Here is a 21825-nt window from a genome sequence, read left to right as displayed (position 1 = left end):
ACGCGCACCCGCATGCGCCCTCGCGCAGACTTCCAATGTGGACGGAGTGGCGGATCCGACCGGGAGAAACGCCACTCCGTCCACACTGGAAATCTTCACTCCCTTCACTCCTCGGGGAGCGCGGCGAAGGCCTCCTTCGTGTCGGTGTACCAGCGCATCGACTGCTTGGGATGCAACCACCGGAACTTCATCTCGTTCCGCGCGGGTCCGTGCGCCTGATCGTCCGGATTCCTCGGTTCCAGCCACCCGGGATCACCTCCCGTGATGTGCTGTCACCGGGGCGACGTCCCGGAGCCCGGAAGTGTGACCGCACGCCGCACCACCCGCGCGATGACCGCTGGATCCGCCCGGAAGTCGATCCGCTGCACCCGGCCGTCGACGACCGTGAAGTCGAAGAGCACCTTCGCCTCGCCGCGGTGGAACCACGCGGACCCGGGGCGTTCGTCCACGAGCACCGGCAGTGCCGCCTTCGCCGCGCCGTTGAAGAAGGACGCGACGTCCTCCCGCCCGTCCATCGCCTCCGGGGTGCCCATCGCGACCGCCTCGGCGTCGCCGCGGACCGCGACGTCCGGCGCCAACAGTTCGACCAGCCGGGTGAAGTCCCCCTCGCGTGCGGCGGTCATGAACGCGTCGACCACCTGCCAGTCGGCGAGCGCGTCCTCCGACCGTGGCTGCGTCACCTTGGCCCGGGCGCGGGAGGCGAGCTTCCGCGCGGCGGCCGGGGTGGTGGCGAGCGCCTCGGCGATGGTGGAGAACTCGAACCCGAAGCTGTCGTGCATGACGAACGCGATCCGTTCGTTCGGCGTGAGCCGGTCGAGCACCACCTGCAGCGCGACCCCGACGGTGTCGGCGAGCGCCACGTCCTCCGCCGGGTCCGGCGCGGACTCCGCCGGCTCGACCTCCTCCTCGGGGACCGGTGTACGCCGCCGCAGCCTGTCGAGGCACAGGCGTGTGGTCACCGTGGTGAGCCAGGCCGCGAGGTGGTCGATCTCGCTTTCCCCCGTTCCCGAGGAACCCGCCCCGTCCAGCCTCAACCACGCCTGTTGGACGATGTCCTGCGCCTCGGTCGGGTCGCCGAGCACCTTCGCCGCGAGCCGTTCGAGCTGCGGACGTTCGGCCTCGAAGGCCTGTGCCAGTGCGGTCGGGTCCATGTCGTCATCCTTCCATCCGCGCCCGACCCGGCGGCCGGACTCCTACCAGGTCGACGCACGGGACGTCACGGATGTGACCGGCGGCCGGAGCTCCAATGTGGCCGGAGTTCCAGTGTGGACGGAGTGGCGGATCCGACCGGGCGATACGCCACTCCGTCCACACTGGACATCGCGCGTGCCAGGATCGGGGGCACCTCCCCGCTATCGCACCGTGCCACCGCTCTCACACCGCCCCCACTGCGAACGGACACCGTCATGACCTTCGACTACACGACCCTCACCGATCCGCCCGAACAGAACGACGAACTCCGCACGCTCCTGTCGTTCCTCGACCTCTATCGGACGATCCTCCACCGCAAGGCGGACGGACTCGATGCCGCCGGGCTGCGGCACACCGTCGGGTCGTCGACGATGACCCTCGGCGGCATGCTCGTCCACCTCGCGGGCGTCGAGGACGACTGGCTCGGTCACGTGATCGCGGGCCGCCCCGACAGCGAACCCTGGGCCTCCGCGCCGTGGGACGAGGACAACGACTGGGACTGGCACGTCGCCGTCGACATGGAACCGGCCGCGATCATGTCCCTGTACCGCGAGAACGTCGACCGCTCACGGGCGATCGAGGCGGGGCTGACCCCGGCCGACCTCGACCGGCCCACCGAGGACCCGGACCTGCCGCGCCGCGGTCACAAGAGCGTCCGCTGGATCCTCGTCCACATGATCGAGGAGTACGCCCGGCACGCCGGTCACGCCGACCTCCTGCGTGAGGACATCGACGGCAAGGTCGGCGACTGACCGACCCGCGGGCGCCTCGGCGGCGCTCACCCCGGCAGCCGGGGCACGAAGTGCCGCACCACCTTGTCCCGTCCCGTCGGCAGCCCCTGGTTCTCCTTGCCCAGTGGCTCGATCACCACGCGCTGCAACGGGTTCGCGGGTGCGGCCCCGAGAGCGGGCACCTCGGCGATCTCGATGCGCACCTGCAGGTCCGCGTCCTTCCCCGGCACCCGCCACACGAGGTCCGCCGCGCTCACACACCACAGCAGACGGTCCGCGAAGCTCGCCTCCGCTTCCGGGGCGCCCTGCGTCACACCTCCCGCCTGTGCGAAGGCGTGTACCGCTCGGGAGTCCCGGACCTCGACGGGCACGTCACTGAACAGGTTCGGCGCCGCGATGTCGGACAGGTCCGCGAACGACCCGCCGCCGTCCGTGTCAGAACCGTCCGCCATGGCGTGGAGCAGGGAGTCGATCCGACGGGCCGCCGCGGCCGTCTCCGGCCACAGGTCGACGGTCCGGGCGGGCACCTCGAGCGCGCGGAGGACGGTCGAGAGGATCGACTCCGCCCAGCGCGCGGCCGGGCGCCCCTCGGAGTTCACGTACGTGTAGACGCCCAGGCCGGAGTCGCAGTGCCAGCGCATGTTCGTGCTGAACCCGGGCAGACCGCCGGAGTGCTGGGCGATCGTGCCGAACCGGCTGTCCATCTCGATGACGAGCCCGAGACCGTACCCGATCCCGTCGAACAGCCCGTCCTTCACCATCCGCTCCTGCATCGAGTGGATGGGCGTGTGGATCCGCTGCATCCGCCGGCGCATGCGCCGGGACAGGATCCCCTCCCCCGCTCCCGAGGCGCCCTGAAGTTCCGATGAGAGCTGTCCGTCCGACGCGGACTGCGCCGGTTCCTCCGCGGGTGCGAACGCCGCGCTCAACCACCCGACCCAGCGTGCGATGTCCTCAGCCGTCGACCACAGGGAACCGGCGGCGCCCAGGATCCCGGTCTCCACGTAGGGACGGTGGATCCAGCTCGCACCCTCGTCGAAGCTCGTGAACCCGAGCATGAGTTCGGTCCCGGGCTCGAAGTCCCGCCACTCGTACCGGGTGTGGGTGAGGCCGAGCGGCGCGATGACCTCGCGGGTGACGAAGTCCTGGTACCGCTCACCGGTGACGTTCTCCAGCACCATGCCGACGAGGCCGAACGCGAAGTTCGAGTACTGGTAGGACGTGTCGGGCACCTCGGAGAACCTCAGTCCCCGGGCCACGAGGTCGCGGACCGCCGCGTGGTCGAGGCCCAGGTGGAAGTCGGCCCAGGCGTTGTCCTCGGGCAGGCCCGAGCAGTTGGAGCAGATCATCCGCACGGTCACGGGGACGGTCTCGCCGTCGACGACCGGATCGGTGAACTCGGGGACGTACCGGCTCACCGGCGCCTCGAGGTCGACCCGGCCGCGTTCGACGAGCACGAGGAGCGCGACGATGAGGAAGCTCTTGGACATCGAGCAGATCCGGGCCGCCGTCCGCGCGGTCGGCGCCGTCCCGTGCACCCTCCCGACGCCCAGGCGCCCTCCCGCACCGGCCAGGTAGTCCGCGGCTGCCGCCTCGGCGCCGGGAGCCGTGTCGAAGGTTCCGGTGCCCGCGTGGAACAGCACACCGGTCCGGTCGAAGACCGCGAATCCCGCACCCGGGGCCTTCACGTCCACCCCCTCGAACCACGTGTCGAGCTGCTGGACGAGCGAGGCGGGGAGGTGGGACATGGGAAGGCCTTTCGGAGGCGGGGTCATCAGCTCATCGTAGGGTGATCCACGCCACGCGAGAGCAACGGGAGAGCGACCGACTTCCGCTGGGACACGAGGATGTCGAGGTCGATGTCGTTTCGCAGGACTCATGTCTCGCAGTCCTGCATGACTACGAGACATCTGTCCTGTCGAACGACAAGAACCTCGCAGTCCCAGTCCGGGAGCCCTGTCCTCACCCCACGAGGTCGCTCACCAGGTCCCAACCGAGCTTGAGCGTGAGGACACCGACGATGACGATGAAGACGACGCGGACGAAGCCGGAACCCTTGGCCATCGCCGTCTTCGCGCCCACGTAACCGCCGAGCAGGTTCGCGACACCGACCGCCAGGCCGAGCTCCCACAGGACGTGACCGGCGGGAACGAAGAAGATGAGCGCGCCCAGGTTCGTACAGAAGTTCGCGATTTTCCCCAGGGCCGAGGCGGGCATGAACCCGTACCCGAGCACCATGACGAGAAGGATCACGAAGAACGAACCGGTCCCCGGGCCGAGCGCCCCGTCGTAGAGGCCGATCCCCGCGCCGATGGCGAGCGCGCCGCCCACGTGCTTCCACCCGTCCCATCGCAGATCGGTGAGCACGCCCATCGTCGGCTTGGCCAGCGTCAACGTCCCGACGCCCACGAGAACGACGAGGATCACCGGCGTGAACGCCTGTTCGGGGATGAAGGTGGCGAGCATGGCGCCGACGATCGCCCCGACGAGGGCGGCCAACCCGAGGGGGACGTAGGTCCGGGGCTCCGGTCTCAGTTTCCGGGCGAAGGTGAGCGCGGCGACCGAGGTGCCCATGATGCTCGCGACCTTGTTCGCCGCGAGCGCCTGGATCGGTGTCACGCCGGGGACGAGCAGGAGAGCCGGGAGCTGGATGAGTCCGCCGCCTCCGACGACGGCATCGACCCAGCCGGCGGCGAATCCGGCGACCAACAGCAGGACGAGGGTGGTGATCTCCAGTTCGGGCACCGGACGATCCTAGGGGACACACGTCCACGACCCCGAACCGTCGGGCCCGGCCCGCACCACGGACCCGAGAACTGTGTCCGAGGCCCTCCGTACCGTGAGCACCGGCACCGACACGCAGTCGGACACGGCCCCACGTGGGTCGGAACACGCTGCTCCACGACCGGGGGAATGAGAGAATGACCGTCATGCGAAACGCGCTCCACGACGAGGACACCGCCCAGGTGCGGAAGGCCCGCGGCGCGTTCTTCACCCCGGAGCCGATCGCCCGTCACCTCGTCGAGCGCACCGTCCTGTCCGCGGACGACCGCGTGCTCGAACCCTCCTGCGGCGAGGCGGCCTTCCTCACCGGCGCCGTCACCCGTCTCCGCGCGCTGCGCGCTCCCGCGCCATCGCACCCCACCGCTCCCGAGGCGCCCCGCTCCTCCGACGTCACCCCCCGCGTCGACGGGGTCGAGATCCACGCCGCGAGCGCCTCGCGGGCGGGTGACCTGGTACGCGCGGCCGGCGGTGACCCACACATCGAGGTCCGGGACTTCTTCGAGGTACCGGCCTCCCCGCGCTGCACCGCCGTGGTCGGCAACCCGCCGTACATCCGATATCAGGACTTCACCGGGCACGCCCGCGCCCGCGCCCAGGAGGCGGCCCTGCGCGGCGGTGTCACGCTCACCCGGCTCGCCTCCTCGTGGGCGGCCTTCACGGTGCACTCGGCGCTCATGTTGGAGCCCGGCGGCCGAATGGGGCTCGTACTCCCGGCGGAACTGTTGAGCGTCAACTACGCCGCCGGCGTCCGCTCCTTCCTGCTGGAGAACTTCGCCTCGGTCGAACTCGTCGTCTTCACCGAACGGGTCTTCCCCGAGGCGCAGGAGGACGTCGTCCTGCTCATCGCCCACGGGTTCGGCACGGGGTCCGCCACGGACATCACGATCACGCGTGCACAGAACGCCGCGGCGCTCGACGGACCGCTCGACTCGACCCGGTGGACGCCTCAGGATCCTGCCGGCAAGTGGACTCCCGCACTCCTGTCGACCGCGGCATGGGACTCCTACGGCACCGGTGCGACCGCGCAGTTCACCCACCTGGAGACCTGGGGCGACACGACCCTGGGCATGGTGACGGGCAACAACCGGTACTTCACCCTGTCCCCGGCAGAGGTCCGCGACCTCGGCCTCTCGGGACAGGACGTCCTACGCATCTCCCCACCGGGCAGTGCTCACCTGCGGGGTCTCGACCTCGACGAGAACAGGTGGCAGGACCTCGGCGAGCACGCAGGCCGGGCCACCTTCCTGTTCCGCCCGGACGACGACCCCTCCGACGCCGCCCGCGCGTACATCGCTGCAGGTGAGGACGCCGAGGTGGACCGTGCCTACAAGTGCCGTGTCCGCCGCACGTGGTGGCAGGTGCCCCTCGTCGACCCGGCGGACCTGTTCCTCACCTACATGAACGCGAACACGCCCCGGATCACCACCAACAGCGCCGGGGTGCGGCACCTCAACAGCGTCCACGGGGTCTACCTGCGCCCCGAATTCCGGACGCTCGGACGGGCGTCCCTTCCCCTCGGGGCGCTCACCTCGGTGACGCTCGTCGGTGCGGAGACGGTGGGCCGGTCCTACGGCGGTGGCATGCTCAAGCTCGAGCCCAAGGAGGCCGACCGCCTGCCGGTCCCTCGCCCGGACCTGCTCGCCGCCGCCGCCGAGGACCTCCGGCGCGCCCGCCCCGAGGTCGCCGCACACCTGCGTGCCGGCCGCCTGCTCGACGCCGTCACGTGCGTCGACGAGATCGTGCTGCGCGGACACGCCGGGATGTCGCAGAACGAACTGGACGGGCTGCGGGACGCCTATCGTGAGTTGTCCTCCCGCCGCCGCGCCCGGGGACGCCGTGCCCGCACCTGACACCCCCGCAGCTCGCAGACCTGCACCGCACACCGGAGGCCACCCGATGGATCACGTCCATCCCGACGACAGCTCACCCGAGGACGCCCTGTTCCCCGTCTTCGACGTCGCGCTGCCCGTCGACGGGGACGGCGGGCCCGCGGAGACTGCCGCCGACACCGCTGCACCCGTGGCATCGTCGGGCACTCACCCACGCGAACCGGCTCCCGAGCCGGAGGTCTCCCTCTTCGACGAGCCGGTCGCCCCCGAGGCGCCCGCGTCTGCGGAGCCCACCCCCGAGGCCCCCGACGCCGAGGCGCCGTCCCCTGCGGAGCCCACCGCCGAGGAGTCTTCGGGTGAGGCGCCGGTCCCCGAGGCACCCATCCCCGAGGAGCCATCGGCCGACGCCACCGCCGACACCGCGCCCCGCCTCTACTCCGAGGACGACGGGGGCGCCGAGGACGACGAGCCGGTCCTGCCCGGGATGGAGGGGCTGGCGCCTGTTCGTCCGTCCCTGGAGTTCCGCCTGCAGAACGCCGTCGTCAACGCCGGACCGAAACCGGGCGACGAGGCCCGGCAGGCGGACAAGAAGAACTGGAACGAGCGCCTGAGTGCGGAACTCGCCCTGGCGATCTCCGACGACCTGCGCGAACGCGGGATGCCCGAGGTCATGCCACGCCGCGACGAGTCCGGTCTCAACATGGGTGCGGAGCGTCGTCTGGCCGGTGGCATCGGCGCCAAGAAGGTCGACGTCACGTGGGCGACGGAGGAGAGCGGTCTCATCTACGCCGTCTCCGTCAAGACGATCATGTTCCGCGACGGGAAGTCGCAGAACTACCAGAAGAACCTCACCAACCGTCGCGGTGACATGCTCAACGAGGCGGTCACCCTCCACCGCCGGTTCCCCTACGCGGTGCTCGGTGCGTTCCTGTTCCTCGACGTCGGGGCGGCCCGCGACCACACGGCACGCCGCAAGAGCACCTTCGACAACGTCTTCCCCCGGTTCCGCCTCTTCACCCGCCGCCAGGACCCGTCCGGCCGGGAGGAACAGTACGAGCGTTTCTTCGTCATCCTCGTCGACTCCGAGGTGTCCCCACCGGCGCTGACCGCCTACGAGGTGAACGACCGCGGTACCCCGATCGACCTCGACGAGGCCGTCGACGACGTTCTCGAGCTCATCGGCGAACGCAATTTCGACCTCTACGACGGCACGGAGGGCACCATCACCCGCCTCGGGTGATCCCGACTTCCGACGCCCCTGGTGGGAGAAGCACGCACTCGGTATGGTCGCGGGCCATGACGACGAAGCTCGGAATCGCGCCGCTGCTCGGGGCTCTCACCTGGCTCTTCACGTGGCTGGTCGTACGGTCGGCAACCCCGGGACGATTCTCGGCCGTGTTCTTCGGGACCTGGGGCGCGATCGTCGTCGCCGCACTCGTCTTCCGGTCGACCACCCGACCCACCCGGACCCAGCCGTCGAATCCATCTGGGGACGGCTCCCATCACAACCCAGCTACCAGGGACGACACAGCCTACTGAACTGATTTCACACTTTCTGCTGTACTTTTTTCACAGGTTCTACTTGACGTTTTTCCCATCGTCGAACGCCGCCGAGGCGCCCTGCCCGGGACCCCTCACCCTGCCCGGTACCTCCCCCGTGGACCTCACCCCGCGCGGTACTCCTCCTCGCGGGTGCGGATGAGTGCGTCGTTGACCAGGGAGAACATCGGGCGGCCCCGCTCGTCGTAGAGCGTGCCCGTCGAGGTGATCGCAGCACGTCCGGGACCGGCCGCCTCGACGGCTTCGATCGTCACAGCACCCCGCAGGGTCGTGTCGGGGAAGACCGGCCGGTGGAACCGAAGGTCCGTGACCTTGCGCCCGGCGATGATGTCGTACCTCCCGTAGAACCCCTCGACGCACAGCCGCTGGAAGATCGCCACGGAGTGGATGCCACTGGCGATGATCCCGCCGAAGTCACTACTCGCCGCGGCGTCGCGGTCGATGTGGAAGTACTGGGGGTCCCACTGCTGCGCGAACTCGATGATCGCGTCCTCGGTGACGTGGAAGGTCCCGAGGTCGATCTCCTCGCCGATCGGTAGATCCTCCGCCTTGAGCCGCTCGTCACTCATGCCGAGGTCTCCTTCTGCGACGCCTCCTGCTGCTGGGCCAACCGCGCGCCCATCGCCCCGATGACCGCCTGCAGACCCTTGAGGGGCCGCACCATGACGGTGAATGCGGTGATCTTCCCGTCCTCGTCCCATTCGATGATGTCGACGCCACCGACCTCGTATCCGTCGACCGTCGCGGCGAACTTCAGCACGGCGGACGCCTCGTCGTACCACTCGTGTTCATAGGTGAGCGTCGGTCCGAGCACGTGCACCGCGGCCCACAGGTACGCGAAGGTGATCTCCGCACCCTCCTGGGGCGTGTGCACGGCCGGCGACCGGAACACCGCGTCCGGCGCGAGCATCGACCGCAACCGGTCGGGATCGGGGTTCTCGGCCAGCTCGTGCCAGGCCACGATGACGGGTGGGACTTCGGTGGGGCTCACGGATACACCTCTTCGGCTGTCGTCGTTGACGTCCGCTCCCGACTCTAGCCTCACACCCTCAGGCCACGCGCTCACCGACCCGCCACACGCCGCGGACGATCGGCACCGGGGAACCGAGCGGGTGGTGTTCGACGGGCGCCTCGTCGTAGGTGGCCACGCGGATGACGTCGGCCCGCAAGCCCGCGGCGATCGATCCCCGGTCCTCGAGCCCCGCCGCCTGCGCGGGGTTCGCACTCACGAGGGCCGAGGCCGCCGGCAGATCGATCTCCCCGGCCCCCACCAGCTGGAACACCGCCTGGATGGGGCTCGCCGGCACGTAGTCGCTGGAGAGCACGTCGAGCAGACCGCGCCGCAGCAGGTCGAGCGCGGCGACGTTCCCGTTGTGCGAGCCCCCGCGCACCACGTTCGGCGCACCCATGACGACCAGCTGGCCCGCCTCGTGCACGGCGATCGCGGCCTCGACGGTCGTGGGGAACTCCGAGATCCGCACCCCCAGTGCCGCCGACTCGTCCACGTGCGCCTGCGTCGCGTCGTCGTGCGCGGCCATCGTGAGGCCCCGGGCCCGCGCCCGCTCGGCCATCGCGACCCGGTGCTCGTCGGAGTACTGGGCCGAGTAGTCGTGCATCGCGGCGACGTGGTCGGCGAACTCGGTCTCGTTCATCCCCTTCTTGCCCATGAGGTACGTCTTGTAGGACTCGACGTCCGCGTACTGCCGCTGCCCCGGCGCGTGGTCCATGAGCGACACCATCCGCACCCGCTCGTGCCCGCCCACCTGCTCGAACGTCTCCACGACGTCCGGCGTCGACACCTCGCACCGCAGGTGGATGTAGTGGTCGGCGCGCAACAGCCCGGATTCCGCGGCGTGCACGACGGCGGAGACGAGCGTGTCCGCCTGCGCCGCCAGGTTATTGTCCGACGGACCGGTACCGATCCGCAGCGCGTCGAGCACCGTCGTCATCCCGCTCGCCGCCATCTGCGCGTCGTCCGCGATCACCGAGGGGATCGGGTCCCAGAACCGCTTGGGCCGCGGCTGGAAGTGCGACTCCACCTGGTCCGTGTGCACCTCGACGAGCCCGGGCATGAGCAGATCGCCACCCAGGTCCTCGTGCCGCGCACCGGGCACCATGAGCTGCGGGTCGTCGGACACCGCCACGATCGCGCCGTCCTCCACGTGCACCGATCCGTGCACGACCGCGTCGGGCCCCACGACCCGCGCATTGCCCAGCACCAGGCTCATGCCGTCACCTCCACCTTCCCGAATTCCGCTGCCGAGGCGCCCTGCCCCCGGCCCTCACCCCTGTCCTCCGCGGCCGCACCGTGGGCGACCGCACCGCGCTCGGCCGCCGCCTTCTCCCGGGCCCGCCGGGCGAACACCTCGACGTCGACGATCGAGTCTGCGACCGCCTCGCGCACGTCCTGATCGTGGAAGATCGCCAGCATGCCGACACCCCGGTCCAGGCTCTCCCGGACGAGTTCGACGACGACCGCGCGGTTCCGCGCATCGAGCGAGGCCGTCGGCTCGTCGAGCAACAGCAGGGGACGCTCGGTGATGAACCCGCGGGCGATGTTCACCCGCTGCTGCTCACCCCCGGAGAAGGTGGCCGGCGGCAGGGTCCACAGTCGCTCCGGGATGCTCAGGCGCTGGAGCAGACCGGCGGCCCGTTCGCGGGCGACCTCCTGGTCCTCGCCGCGCTCGACGAGGGGTTCGGCCACGACGTCGAGCGCCGGCACCCGCGGCACCGCCCGCAGGAACTGGCTCACGTAACCCATCGTGTCGCGCCGGGCCGCGATGACCTCCCGCGGTTGCGCACTCGCGAGGTCGAGCACCCGGCCGGCGTGCCGCAGCCACATGTGCCCGGAATCCACGTGGTAACTGCCGTGCACCATCTTCATGACCGAGCTCTTGCCCGATCCCGACTCGCCGCCGAGCACCACGCATGTTCCACGTGGAACATCGAACTCCAGACCGTCGAGCACCGGCAGCACCTGCGAGCCCTGCAGGTGCAGGGTGAAGGTCTTCGACACATCCCGCACGGACAACACGGTGTTCTCGGGCATCACGTCCTCGGGCATCTGGTCCACGTCCCTGTCCTCCGTCATCTCCGCGCCACCCATCAGCTCTGCAGGATCGACGACACGAGCAGCTGCGTGTACGCCGCCTGCGGGTCGTCGAGCACCCGGTCGGTGAGGCCGGACTCGATGACGGCCCCGTCCTTCATCACGATCGTCCGGTGCGAGATCAGCCGCGCCACCGCCAGGTCGTGCGTGACGATCACGACCGCCAGACCCAGCTGCGACACGAGCGACCGCAACAGGTCGAGCAGACGCGCCTGCACCGAGACGTCGAGTCCACTCGTCGGCTCGTCCATGAACACCAGCCGCGGCCCGACCACCAGGTTCCGCGCGATCTGCAGCCGCTGCCGCATCCCGCCGGAGAAGGTGGTCGGCGCGTCGTCGATCCGGTCGGCGGGGATCTCCACCCGCGCCAGCCAGTCGGCCGCCGTCGCCCGGATGGTGCCGTAGTGCCGCTGGCCGGTCGCCATGAGCGGCTCGCCCACGTTGCCGCCGGCGGACACATGCATGCGCAGCCCCTGTGCGGCGTCCTGGTGCACGAAGCCCCACTCGGTCCGCCACAGCGCGCGGATCTCCCGCTCGCTCATGCCCGCGAGGTCGACGAGGTCGCCCACCGCAGCCGAGGCGCCCTGCGCTTCCGACAAACCCTGCAGTCCCGACGCGCCCGCCTCACCTGCGGCGCCCCGCGGCCGGTACCGGATCGCACCCTCGTCCGTGCTCAGCCGCTGCGAGAGCATGCCCAGCAGCGTCGACTTGCCGGAGCCGGACTCACCGACGACGGCGAGCACCTCGCCGGGCCACAGATCGAAGTCGACCCCGCGGCAACCGAAGCGGTCCCCGTACCGGTGCCCGGCGTTCTCGACGCTCAGCAACGGGAGCGTCTCCTCGGTCGTCACCTGCGCATTCATGCGGTCACCTCGGAATTCTCAGCGGCGGCCGCCCGACGCTCGCAGTGGTCGGTGTCAGAGCAGACGAACATGACGCCACCGGCGTCGTCGGTGAGGACCTCGTCGAGGTACACGCCCTCGGCCCCGCAGATCTCGCAGGGACGGTCGAAGGTCTGCGGCTCGAAGGGGAAGTCCTCGAAGCCCAGCGACTCGACATCGGTGTAGGGCGGCACGGCGTAGATCCGCTTCTCGCGGCCGGCGCCGAACAACTGGATCGACGGACTCTGATGCATCTTCGGGTTGTCGAAGCTCGGGATCGGCGAGGGCGCCATGAGATACCGGCCGTTGACGATGACGGGGTAGTCGTAGGTCTTCGCGATGTGCCCGTAGCGCGCGATGTCCTCGTAGAGCTTCACGTACATGAGCCCGTACTCCTCCAGCGCGTGGAGGCGGCGGGTCTCGGTCTCGCGCGGCTCCAGGAACCGCAGCGGCTCCGGGATCGGCACCTGGTAGACGAGGATCTGCCCCTCGGTGAGCGGTGTCTCCGGGATCCGGTGGCGGGTCTGGATGATCGTCGCCTCGTCGGTCCGGGTCGTCGCGTGGGCACCGGCGACCTTCTCGAAGAACTGTCGGATCGACACCGCGTTCGTCGTGTCGTCCGCGCCCTGGTCGATGACCTTGAGCGTGTCACCACCGCCGATCACCGCCGCCGTCACCTGCACGCCACCCGTCCCCCAGCCGCGCGGCATCGGCACCTCGCGGCTGGCGAAGGGCACCTGGAACCCGGGCACCGCGAGCCCCTTGAGCAGCGCGCGCCGCACCACCCGCTTGGTCCTCTCGTCCAGGTACCCCTCGTTGTAGACGATCCGTGGCGCGCTCATGCGTGGGCCTCCTCGTTCTCGTTCACTCCGACCGTTCCTTCCGCGCCCGAGGCGCCCTGCCCGGGCACCTCGCCCGCGCGCTCGGCCTGTCGCTCGGCGAACTCCTTCCGCAGCCCGCGGATGAGCCCGAGCTCCGCCTGGAAGTCCACGTAGTGCGGCAGCTTGAGGTGCTCGACGAAGCCCGTGGCCTGCACGTTGTCGGCGTGGGCGATGACGAACTCCTCGTCCTGCGCCGGGGACACCGCCCGCTCGTCGAACTCGTCCTTGCGCAGCGCCCGGTCGACGAGCGACATCGACATCGCCTTGCGCTCGGCGCGGCCGAACACCAGGCCGTAGCCGCGGGTGAAGGAGGGCGGCTGCTCGGCACTGCCGACGAACTGGTTGACCACCTGGCACTCGGTCACCTCCATCCGCCCGATCGGCACGGCGTGGCCGATCTCCGGGGCGAGGAACTCGACCTCGACCTCCCCCACACGCACCTCGCCGACGAAGGGGTGGGTGTTGCCGAACCCGCGCTGCGTCGAATACCCGAGCGAGAGCAGGAACCCCTCGTCGCCGCGGCTGAGCGCCTGCAGACGCTCCGCCCGCGACATCGGGAAGACCGTCGGCTCCCGCGTGAGGTCCGCCGGGTCCGGGTCCGTCCATCCCTCGACCGGCCGGTCCGGTTCGACGAGGGCGTCGTGGCCGAGCAGGTCCGTCACCCGGGGCATGCCGTGGGCGTCGACCCGCGGGTCCGCGGATCCGTCCGCCGCCGGGTTCCCGTCCGCGTCGGCACCCTCCGACACGTCGTCGACGCCCGCGATGGGCGGGGTCTGCAGTTCGTCGGCGAGCAGCCGGTGCGTGTAGTCGAAGGTCGCGCCGAGCTGCTGACCTCCCGGGATGTCCTTGAAGGTGGCGGAGACGCGGCGTTCACCGGGGAGGCCCGCGGTGTCGAGCGCCTCGGTCGTACCGAATCGCGGCAGCGTCGTCCGGTAGGAGCGCAGGAGCGTGACGGCTTCGAGGACGTCACCTTGCGACTGGAGCAGGGCCTTGGCGGCGAGGTCGGGGTCGTACACGGACCCCTCGGCCATGACCCGGGCGACGAGCACACCCATCTGGTCACGCATCTGCTCGTAGGCGATGCGGGCGGTGTCCTCGTCCCCGCGACCGCGGCGGGCGAGCAGGGCGTGGGCGTTCGCGATGGCCTTCTCGCCACCCTTGACGGCGACGTACATCAGCGTGCTCCTTCGGTGTCGGCGGAGGGAGAGCGGTCGGCAGCCGCCGTGGTGACCGCGGTGCGCGCCGCGGACACGAGCGCGGTGGTCCGCGGGAGGCCGGTGACGGTCCGGGCGTCGTCGTCCACGACGAGCACGTCGACCCCGCGCGGGAACAGCGCGTGATTGGCGGCCCAGCCGGACAGCAGGGTCTCCGGCAGACCGGCGCCGTGCCAGGTGACGGGCCCCTTGAGGCCCGGACCGGAGGCCGTGTGGATGGACGGTGTGCCTGCATCCCCTGAGCGCCCCGTCGTGTCGACGACGAGGGTGGCGGAGAGGTGGGGTTCCTCGTCGGAGCCGGTGGCGAGCGCCTCGAGCGGGGGGACCCCGTCCGGGGTTCCGGCGAAGGCGAAGAGTGCCTGCTGCGGGTCCTCGACGGTGCGGATGCCCGCGTGGAAGGCGAGCCAGGCGGACACCTCGGCGGTGGCGAGGGCGGGGTCCAGCCAGACCGGGGTCGTCTCGTCGCAGAGCGTGAGCGCGATCGCCGCGGCGGTGGTGCCGAGCGGAGCGGGGACGCGGAGGTCCACGTCGACCGTCTGCTGGCGGGTGGGGAAGGAAGTCGCCTCGAGGACCGCGCGGAACACCTGCTGGGCGTCGTGGACCGGGTGGGCGAAGCCGGGCAGGTCCGTCGTCGCGGTCACCGGAGTGGTGGCCCGGACGGGCGTGGGTGCGGGGGTCGTCATTCCTCGTCCTCCTCGTCTCCGGAGTTCTCGCGGGCGACGGTGAAGAAGTCGACGACCGTCGCCTTCCCCTCCCGCCGTTTCCGCTCGTCGGCCGTCTCCTGGCGCGTCTCCAGCGGGGTGATGACCTCGGCGAGCACCGCGTCACGGGTGCGGCCGGCGACGAGTAGTGCGTCGAAGATCGCGGCGAGACCGGCGTGGTCCGGGTGGCTGCCGAGCACGTAGGACGTACCGACCGCCTCCTCGGCGGGGTGCGCGTCCGTGGCGGGCAACGTCACTTTGACGGTGGCGCGGGTGACGGTGGCCTCGCCCAGGTTGAAGCGGTCCCCCGCTCCCCCGATGCGGCCCTGGACCATCACCAGGCCGGCCTCCGGCTCACGGAGGTACTCGACCTCGGTGGGCACGGACCAGGCCGACCACAGGTCCTGCAGTTCCTCGACCGCGGCGCCCGCCAACGCCCGGGCGGCCCGGCGACGCTCCTGCGTGCCGACCTCACTCGTCTCCATGTCGATCCCTCCGGTCGTCCATCGGTCCGGGCAGCCCCTGCCCGTGACAATTTGTCTATTTCTCTAGACAACTCAGAAGTTAGGATCGGAAGTGGAAGCCCCGGGCCCCTGCAGGCCACGAGGCGGTGAACGTCGGGTGAATCCCGACGGCGACCCGAGGAGCGGACATGAGCAGGACCGGAGACGGCTACTCGGCATGGCGCCTCATCGCCGAGGAACTGCGTGCCGAGATCGGCGACGGGACCCTGCGCCGTGGCGAGCGCCTGCCCGGCGAGATGGCGCTGGCCGAACGCTTCGGCGTCAACCGGCACACCGCCCGGCAGGCGATCGCGACGCTCGCGGCCGACGGCCTCGTCGAGTCCCGCCGGGGCAGCGGCACCTTCGTCACCGGCTCCCCGGTCCTCGTCCACCGGATCGGCGCGCGCACCCGCATGTCCCGCAGCCTGGAGGTCGCGAGCGGCGGTGACGGTGGGAGCCTCGGCGGGCGTCCGGGCGCGGCCAGCACGGCACGTCATCGGTCACGCGGCGTGCTCCACGGAGCCACGACCCTGCCCGCACCGCCCGAGGTCGCCGCCCGCCTCGACCTGGAGGTCGGCGCCCCGGTGCTGCGGATCGAGACGGTGAACGTCGTCGGGACGGACGCCGGCGATGCCCCGGTTGCGGGGGAACCGGCGGCGGGGGAACACGGAGGTCAGGGCGCCTCGGGAGCGGATGAGGCGGGCGAGGACGGCACCCCGTTCGCGCTGAGCACGCGGTGGTTCGACGCCGCACGGGTACCCGGGATCGCCGGGCCCCTGGAGCGGACCGGGTCGGTGACGGCGGCGCTGCGGGAGTGCGGGATCGACGACTACCTGCGTGGGAGCACGGTGATCGGCGCCCGGCACGCGACGGCGGAGGAATCGGCGGCGCTCGGGCTCGGTGCGGGCGCGGTGGTGCTCGTGTCGGAGGCCCTCGACACCCTGCCCGACGGCACTCCCCTGCAGTACCTGCTCACCCGGTTCGCCGCCCAGCGGGTCAAGCTCGACGTCGAACACGGGTGAGCGGGCGCCGCATCAGGACAGGTGGTGCACCTCCTGGAGGCGGTAGACCGGGGTGTCCATCCCCTCGTGGCGGGCCTTGAGCTGGAGGCCCAGGTAGAGGGAGTAGTGGCGGGACTGATGGAGGTTGCCGCCGTGGAACCACAGGTTCTGCTGTTGCGTGGGCTTCCACATGTTGCGCTGCTCGCCCTCCCAGGGACCGGGGTCCTTGGTCGTGTCCGAGCCCAGGCCCCAGCACTTGCCCACCCTGTCGGCGACCTCCTGGCTGATGAGGTCGGCCGCCCAGCCATTCATCGAGCCGTAGCCGGTCGCGTAGACGACGAGGTCCGCGGGTAGCTCGGTGCCGTCGGCGAGCACCACGGAGTCCTCGGTGAGGCGGTCGACCTGGCCCTTCGCGAGCTTCACCTTGCCGTCGGCCACGAGGTCCGCCGCACCCACGTCGATGTAGTAGCCCGACCCTCGCCGCAGGTATTTGAGGAACAGGCCGGACCCGTCGTCACCCCAGTCGTGGTCGAAGCCGGCGGCCTCCAGCCTGTCGTAGAACTCCTTGTCGCGCTCGGCCATCTGCTGGTACAGCGGGATCTGGAACTCGTGCATGATCCGGTAGGGCAGGGAGGCGAAGATCAGGTCCGCCTTCTCCGTCGTCACGCCGGATTCCACCGCACGTTCGGAGTACAGGTCGCCGAGGCCGATCTCCATGAGGCTGTCGCTCTTGACGATGTGCGAGGACGAACGCTGCACCATCGTCACGTCGGCACCGTGTTCGTGGAGCGCCCCGCAGATGTCGAAGGCGGAATTGTTGCTGCCCACGACGACCACCTTCTTGCCCGCGTAGGCGTCCGGGCCCGGGTGCTGCGAGGAGTGCTGCTGCTCGCCCTGGAAGACGTCCTGCCCCTCGAAACTCGGGACGTTCGGCTTGCCGGACATGCCCGTGGCCAACACCAGGTGCTCGGGGTGGAGCGTCATCGCCTCGCCGTCGCGGACGAGTTCGACGGTCCACCGGCCGGCCGCCTCGTCGAAGCTCGCGCTCGTCGCCTCGGTCGACGACCAGTAGGGCACCTCCATCATTTTTGTGTAGGACTCCAACCAGTCGGCGATCTTGTCCTTGGGCGCGAAGACCGGCCAGTTGTCAGGGAACTTGATGTACGGCAGGTGGTCGTACCAGACGGGGTCGTGCAGGCACAGGGACTTGTAGCGCGAGCGCCACTGGTCACCGGGACGGGCGTGCTTGTCGATCACGAGTGCCGGGACACCCAGCTGCCGCAGGCGGGCGCCGAGTGCGATCCCACCCTGTCCCCCGCCGATCACGAGGGTGTGCGGCTGCGCGTCGGTGCCCCAGGCCGCCTCTTCCTCCGCGCGCTTCTCCGACCAGGTCTTCCGGTTCGGGTCGATCCCGTGCTCGGCGCCCTTGGGTCGGCGCACGCCGCGCGGCTCCTCGTGCCCCTTGAGTTCGAGCAGTGCGGTGATGAATGTCCACGCCTTGAGCCCGGAGCCGGCAGTGCCGTCCGTACCGTCGCTCGCCCCGTCCTCCGCGACCAACCGCACGATGCCCCAGCCGCGGCCGACCTCGGTCTCGAAGTCGTACCAGGCCGTCGTCACACCGTCGGCGGTCTCCGAGGGCTCGCGCAGCGTGAAGTTCCGCGGTTTCGTCCGCTCCAGGGTGTTCTCCAGCAGATCCGTGACACCGGCCGGGTCCTCGACCGTCGTGAGGTTCCACGAGAAGGCGACGAGGTCGCGCCAGAAACTGCGGGTCGCGAACATTCCCGCCGCGGCCGCGGCGTCACCTGCCGTGAGTGCCGCCTCGAAGTCCGCGAACCACCGGGCCGCGGGGTCCGCCGCTGCATCTGCTGCCGAGGTGCCCTGCTCCTGGGCACCTTCCGTTCCCAGTGGACGTTCCAGGGTCTCCGTCATCGTTCCTCCTCGAACTCCCGCCGACCTCCTCGTCGACGGTGGTGCCCGCGAGGCTAGTGACCCCACCGTTGCAGGGTCGTTGCAGCACAGGGATCCCTCGCCCCTTCAGACGGGAGCGATACGGGCGTAGCATGGCGCCCACCGCCCACGGTACGAAGAGGTCGACATGAGCACCGTTCCCGCCTACATCGACTGCGTCCGGACGGTCACCGACGTCGTCGTCGGGCTGCCGGACGAGGCCGCCGCCTGCCCCGTGCCCAATCCGGGCGACCAGTGGACGGTCGACCTGCTCGCCGCCCACACCTTGCGGGCTCTCACGACGGTGCTCACCTACGCGGAACAGACGCCCTGCGAGAACGTCGAGGTGGACTCCGCCGCGGAGTACTTCCGGGTGATGCTCCACCGGCCCGGCGCCGACGAGGCGGTCGACGCCCGGGCGCGGAAGGAACTGGACGAGCGCGGAGGTTTCGCGGAGGTCCGCACGGCCTTCACCTGCGAATGCTCCCGGTTGGAGCAGATGGCGGCGAACGGGTTCCCCGAGCGGATCCGCACTCCGGCGGGAACGATGCTCACCGACACGTACCTGGTCACCCGGATGGTCGAACTCGTGCTCCACGGGATCGACTTGTGCCGCGCCGTCGACATCCCGGTGCCCGACACCCTGGAGATCGGCGCCTCGATGATCCTGCCGACCCTCATCGAGATCCCGGAGGACCCCCTGGAGATCGCGATGGGACTGAGTGGCCGCTCCCCCGGCTGGTCGGTGTTCGCCCCGTCCGTCGCCGAGACCGAGGAAGCCTGAAACTCAGGAAAGCCGAGACCGAGGAGCCCCGATCCCCGTGCCCGCACCGCCGAGACAGAGCGTCGCCGATTTCCTCGACGCCCTCGAACCCCGCCAACGCCCGCACCTGGAGACCCTGCGCCGGTTGAGCCGCGAGTTCGACGAGGTGGACGAGGCCCTCATGTGGAACCAACCGGCCTACCGCCGCGACGGCATGCAGTGGATGCTGCAAGCCTTCAAGAACCACTGCTCGTTGCGGTTCTCCACCGAGTTCTTCGGCAAACACAAGGACACCGTGACGGCCGCCGGGTACGAGTCCGGTGCCGGGTTCCTCAAGATCCCCTACTCGAAGGACGTCCCCGAGGACCTCTGCCGCACCCTCATGGGCGCCCGCCTCGACGACACCGGCGGCTGAGGCACACTCCGGAGATCGGCTGCGGGGTAGACCGAACAAGCAATATGCGGAAAGCGCATGCTGCTGTTCCACTCACTCCGTGTGTTCGTTCGACGGAACGGCCCGCGACCCGCAGTCCGGGGTCGCGCTCACACCGGTCTGCATGTACCAGACGTCGACGGTCATCACCGTCGCACCGTCGTCGGTGAACGTGTACCGACCGGTGTCCACCCCTGTCGATCCCGCGGACGACACGGCGAGCCCGTGGTCCGCGGCGAAGGAGGACATGAACGACGAGTCCGAGACCGCGTCCTCGTCGTCCATTCCCAGGTAGTCGTCCACCGCGTCCCCGTTCGGGTTCTCGATGTCCGCCGCGTCCCAGGCCGCCTCGAAGGCCGGCGCGATCTCGTCGGCACACCGTGCTGCTGCGGCCGAGGCGTTCGCCACCGCCTGCCCACCGAGCACCGCGGTCACGATGCCGGCGAGGATCCCCAACCCACCGCCGAACCTCTCGAAGGCGAGCGCTGCCGCGCTCGGTTCGTGTGCCTCGGGATTCTTGTACTTCCAGGCCTGCAGGGTCCTCCAGCAATGGAGCGGGGCGACGAGGGGCCACACTCCGAACAGTGCGAGCGCGATGCCCACGACGACGAGGATCACCACGTGTTCCACCTCCACGATTCCGGACGAGCGGGTACGGGTCCGTCGACCGGACCCGGCCGGTCCCCGACGCTACCGACCTCCCGCCGCCGAGGCGCCCCACCCCTGTACCGGTCCCGCCACGACGCTGCCGACCGAGGCGTTTCCGAGAACGAAACCCCAGGTGAAAAAACCACAGTCAACTTTGGTAAACCTGGCTGTGGTTTAGTTCGCTGGGGTTTCCTCCTCGGGACGCCCCGCGCTCAGGGCAGGAGGCTGTCACCCAGCGGGGTCGGACTCACCGCGATCTCCCACCGGAAGCCGTCGGTATCCGCGAAGTATCCGGAGTACCCGCCCCAGTCGCGTGACCGTGCCGGGCTCACGTGCGTGGCGCCCGCCTTCGCGGCGAGGGCGAGGACCGCGTCGACCTCGTCCCGGGTCGCGAGGTTGTGGGCCAGGGTCACCGGGGCGTCCACACCCGTCCCCACCTCGCCGATCTCCTCCCGGGCGCGCGCCCTGCTCCACAGGGACAGGAGCAGGCGGTCCCCCACCCGGAACATGAGGACCCCGTCGCCCCCGTCGAACTCCGGGGTCCACCCCAGACCGTCGACGTAGAACTCCCGCGAGCGGGCCACCTCGTCGACCACCAGCGTCACCAGACTCAAGCGTTGATCCATGGACCCATGACAGCACGTCCCACCCGCCACGGGAACCCCTCCGCCACACGGACAGGGTCCGGCGACTAGCCCACGAGGGGAAGCCGACGGAGGCCCACCAGCAGATCGTCCGCGGTGGACAGCGCGTCCGTACCGTGCCCGGTGACCGAGTCGCGTGCCGCCTCGAATGCTCCCAGCACGTCACGGCGCACGAGGTGGACGATCGACGCGGACTCCTCCGCGTCGAGACCGAAGCGCGGACCGAGCCGCGCGAGGGACGACTCGGAGATCCGGTGGAGGGAATACTCGCCGTCCACACTCATCGCGGAGTCGATGCGCGACTCCCCGTCCCAGTAGGCGGCGAAGCTGAGAAGGTCGTAGAGAGGTGCCAAGCGCACGGACCGCCCGTCGAGAAGCAACGAGTAGTTCTTCGCGTGCGCATCGGTACAGCCTGCGACGACATTGAAGACGAAGGCGCGGAAGAAGGCCCGGCCCGCCGCGACACGATCACCCGGAAGCGGGAGAGAGCGGAGCAGCGCGGACACGTGGGCCACTCCGGTCCCGCCGTCACGGTGCTGGTACTTCTTCTGCGGCGGCACACTCAGCGCCTGACACATGTCCTCCTGGTGCAGTCGGCGCCACAGTCCACCGTCGACACGACGGTCGTACTGTTCACTCACGAGCACGTCCCACGAACCGATGCGGACCACCTGGGAATCGGCCACCTCGTTCCCGAGCACACGGGCCGCACGGAGAGTCACCTGTTCGACCACGTCGATCCGACGGAAAGTGCCGACGACAGGCTTCAGGATGTGCGTCGTCGGAGTGGCGTCCTCGGGCACGCCCCACGTGCCGTCGGGAAGCCGGTGCAGGGCGATCTTCGGTTGCGCACCGGCAAGGCTGAATCGACCGGAGGACCCGCTCTCCGGTGCACCGTCGCGGTACTCCGCGACGACCTCGTCGAGCATCGTGGACACCTCGTCGTCGCTCACCCGTCGCACGGCCGTCCGATCAGCGGCGTCCGACGAGGTGGAACCCGGCGGG

Annotated in this window: 23 protein-coding genes; 7 read left to right on the top strand and 16 right to left on the bottom strand. The window is 70.2% G+C overall.

What is annotated here, in order from left to right:
* Positions 1-272: 272 nt before the first annotated feature.
* Positions 273-1151 (bottom strand): sigma-70 family RNA polymerase sigma factor, encoded by an 879-nt coding sequence (locus AAD496_RS01300; RefSeq protein WP_349826811.1) that lies wholly within the window; start codon positions 1149-1151, stop codon positions 273-275.
* Between the two features lie 255 nt (positions 1152-1406).
* Here AAD496_RS01300 and AAD496_RS01295 point away from each other — a divergent pair, with 255 nt between their 5' ends.
* Positions 1407-1943, top strand: coding sequence for a DinB family protein (locus tag AAD496_RS01295; RefSeq protein ID WP_349826810.1), 537 nt, complete (start codon positions 1407-1409; stop codon positions 1941-1943).
* A 26-nt stretch (positions 1944-1969) separates the two neighbouring features.
* Here AAD496_RS01295 and AAD496_RS01290 read toward each other — a convergent pair whose 3' ends face one another.
* Together AAD496_RS01290 and AAD496_RS01285 are read right to left on the bottom strand one after the other, a co-directional pair.
* Complete coding sequence (locus AAD496_RS01290) at positions 1970-3670, bottom strand: serine hydrolase domain-containing protein (protein WP_349826809.1); 1701 nt, start codon at positions 3668-3670, stop codon at positions 1970-1972.
* Positions 3671-3884: 214 nt separating this feature from the next.
* Positions 3885-4667, bottom strand: coding sequence for a sulfite exporter TauE/SafE family protein (locus tag AAD496_RS01285; RefSeq protein ID WP_349826808.1), 783 nt, complete (start codon positions 4665-4667; stop codon positions 3885-3887).
* A gap of 185 nt (positions 4668-4852) precedes the next feature.
* On the opposite strand from AAD496_RS01285, the gene AAD496_RS01280 reads away from it, so the two are divergent.
* From AAD496_RS01280 to AAD496_RS01270, 3 genes are read left to right on the top strand one after another with little or no spacing between them, the layout of a single operon-like run.
* On the top strand, positions 4853-6556 hold the full coding sequence (locus tag AAD496_RS01280; RefSeq protein ID WP_349826807.1) for an N-6 DNA methylase: 1704 nt from the start codon (positions 4853-4855) through the stop codon (positions 6554-6556).
* Between the two features lie 46 nt (positions 6557-6602).
* Entirely contained in the window at positions 6603-7775 is a 1173-nt protein-coding gene (locus tag AAD496_RS01275) for a hypothetical protein (protein ID WP_349826806.1), read from the top strand.
* A 56-nt stretch (positions 7776-7831) separates the two neighbouring features.
* Complete coding sequence (locus AAD496_RS01270) at positions 7832-8074, top strand: hypothetical protein (RefSeq protein ID WP_349826805.1); 243 nt, start codon at positions 7832-7834, stop codon at positions 8072-8074.
* 125 nt (positions 8075-8199) lie between these two features.
* Here the strand turns inward: AAD496_RS01270 and AAD496_RS01265 are convergent, their stop codons facing one another.
* The 9 genes from AAD496_RS01265 to phnG are packed head-to-tail and all read right to left on the bottom strand — an operon-like array spanning position 8200 to position 15366.
* On the bottom strand, positions 8200-8664 hold the full coding sequence (locus AAD496_RS01265) for a MaoC/PaaZ C-terminal domain-containing protein (protein ID WP_349826804.1): 465 nt from the start codon (positions 8662-8664) through the stop codon (positions 8200-8202).
* Positions 8661-9086: a nuclear transport factor 2 family protein gene (locus tag AAD496_RS01260; RefSeq protein WP_349826803.1), complete on the bottom strand. Its 426-nt coding sequence runs from the start codon at positions 9084-9086 to the stop codon at positions 8661-8663. The genes AAD496_RS01265 and AAD496_RS01260 overlap by 4 nt, the downstream gene beginning before the upstream one ends.
* Positions 9087-9144: 58 nt before the next feature.
* Positions 9145-10323 (bottom strand): alpha-D-ribose 1-methylphosphonate 5-triphosphate diphosphatase, encoded by a 1179-nt coding sequence (locus tag AAD496_RS01255; RefSeq protein ID WP_349826802.1) that lies wholly within the window; start codon positions 10321-10323, stop codon positions 9145-9147.
* On the bottom strand, positions 10320-11159 hold the full coding sequence (phnL, locus tag AAD496_RS01250; RefSeq protein WP_349826830.1) for a phosphonate C-P lyase system protein PhnL: 840 nt from the start codon (positions 11157-11159) through the stop codon (positions 10320-10322). The genes AAD496_RS01255 and phnL overlap by 4 nt, the downstream gene beginning before the upstream one ends.
* Before the next feature lie 41 nt (positions 11160-11200).
* Positions 11201-12067, bottom strand: a complete 867-nt coding sequence (locus tag AAD496_RS01245; protein ID WP_349826801.1) for a phosphonate C-P lyase system protein PhnK — start codon at positions 12065-12067, stop codon at positions 11201-11203.
* Entirely contained in the window at positions 12064-12927 is an 864-nt protein-coding gene (locus AAD496_RS01240) for an alpha-D-ribose 1-methylphosphonate 5-phosphate C-P-lyase PhnJ (RefSeq protein WP_349826800.1), read from the bottom strand. Before AAD496_RS01240 ends, AAD496_RS01245 begins: the two co-directional genes overlap by 4 nt.
* Positions 12924-14141 (bottom strand): carbon-phosphorus lyase complex subunit, encoded by a 1218-nt coding sequence (locus AAD496_RS01235; protein WP_349826799.1) that lies wholly within the window; start codon positions 14139-14141, stop codon positions 12924-12926. Before AAD496_RS01235 ends, AAD496_RS01240 begins: the two co-directional genes overlap by 4 nt.
* On the bottom strand, positions 14141-14863 hold the full coding sequence (gene phnH, locus AAD496_RS01230; protein ID WP_349826798.1) for a phosphonate C-P lyase system protein PhnH: 723 nt from the start codon (positions 14861-14863) through the stop codon (positions 14141-14143). The genes AAD496_RS01235 and phnH overlap by 1 nt, the downstream gene beginning before the upstream one ends.
* On the bottom strand, positions 14860-15366 hold the full coding sequence (phnG, locus tag AAD496_RS01225) for a phosphonate C-P lyase system protein PhnG (RefSeq protein WP_349826797.1): 507 nt from the start codon (positions 15364-15366) through the stop codon (positions 14860-14862). Before phnG ends, phnH begins: the two co-directional genes overlap by 4 nt.
* Before the next feature lie 167 nt (positions 15367-15533).
* Here phnG and AAD496_RS01220 point away from each other — a divergent pair, with 167 nt between their 5' ends.
* Positions 15534-16406 (top strand): UTRA domain-containing protein, encoded by an 873-nt coding sequence (locus AAD496_RS01220; protein ID WP_349826796.1) that lies wholly within the window; start codon positions 15534-15536, stop codon positions 16404-16406.
* A 12-nt stretch (positions 16407-16418) separates the two neighbouring features.
* On the opposite strand, the gene AAD496_RS01215 is transcribed toward AAD496_RS01220, so the two are convergent.
* The gene (locus AAD496_RS01215) at positions 16419-18314 is read right to left on the bottom strand and encodes a flavin-containing monooxygenase (protein ID WP_349826795.1); all 1896 of its coding nucleotides are present in this window, start codon (positions 18312-18314) and stop codon (positions 16419-16421) included.
* Positions 18315-18480: 166 nt separating this feature from the next.
* On the opposite strand from AAD496_RS01215, the gene AAD496_RS01210 reads away from it, so the two are divergent.
* Together AAD496_RS01210 and AAD496_RS01205 are read left to right on the top strand one after the other, a co-directional pair.
* Positions 18481-19116 (top strand): maleylpyruvate isomerase N-terminal domain-containing protein, encoded by a 636-nt coding sequence (locus AAD496_RS01210; protein ID WP_349826794.1) that lies wholly within the window; start codon positions 18481-18483, stop codon positions 19114-19116.
* A gap of 37 nt (positions 19117-19153) precedes the next feature.
* Entirely contained in the window at positions 19154-19510 is a 357-nt protein-coding gene (locus tag AAD496_RS01205; protein WP_349826793.1) for an iron chaperone, read from the top strand.
* 72 nt (positions 19511-19582) lie between these two features.
* Here the strand turns inward: AAD496_RS01205 and AAD496_RS01200 are convergent, their stop codons facing one another.
* The 3 genes from AAD496_RS01200 to AAD496_RS01190 all read right to left on the bottom strand — a co-directional run bounded on the left by AAD496_RS01200 (position 19583) and on the right by AAD496_RS01190 (position 21749).
* On the bottom strand, positions 19583-20149 hold the full coding sequence (locus AAD496_RS01200) for a DUF6199 family natural product biosynthesis protein (protein ID WP_349826792.1): 567 nt from the start codon (positions 20147-20149) through the stop codon (positions 19583-19585).
* Between the two features lie 239 nt (positions 20150-20388).
* A complete protein-coding gene (locus AAD496_RS01195; protein ID WP_349826829.1) occupies positions 20389-20781 on the bottom strand; it encodes a VOC family protein in 393 nt (130 codons plus the stop codon).
* Positions 20782-20867: 86 nt separating this feature from the next.
* Positions 20868-21749, bottom strand: a complete 882-nt coding sequence (locus AAD496_RS01190; RefSeq protein ID WP_349826828.1) for a HipA domain-containing protein — start codon at positions 21747-21749, stop codon at positions 20868-20870.
* Positions 21750-21825 lie beyond the last annotated feature (76 nt).

This window comes from Brevibacterium litoralis (genome assembly GCF_040212315.1).
Lineage (GTDB): Bacteria > Actinomycetota > Actinomycetes > Actinomycetales > Brevibacteriaceae > Brevibacterium > Brevibacterium litoralis.
Note: the sequence above shows the minus strand (reverse complement) of the source record. Positions and strands in the feature narration are given on the sequence as shown.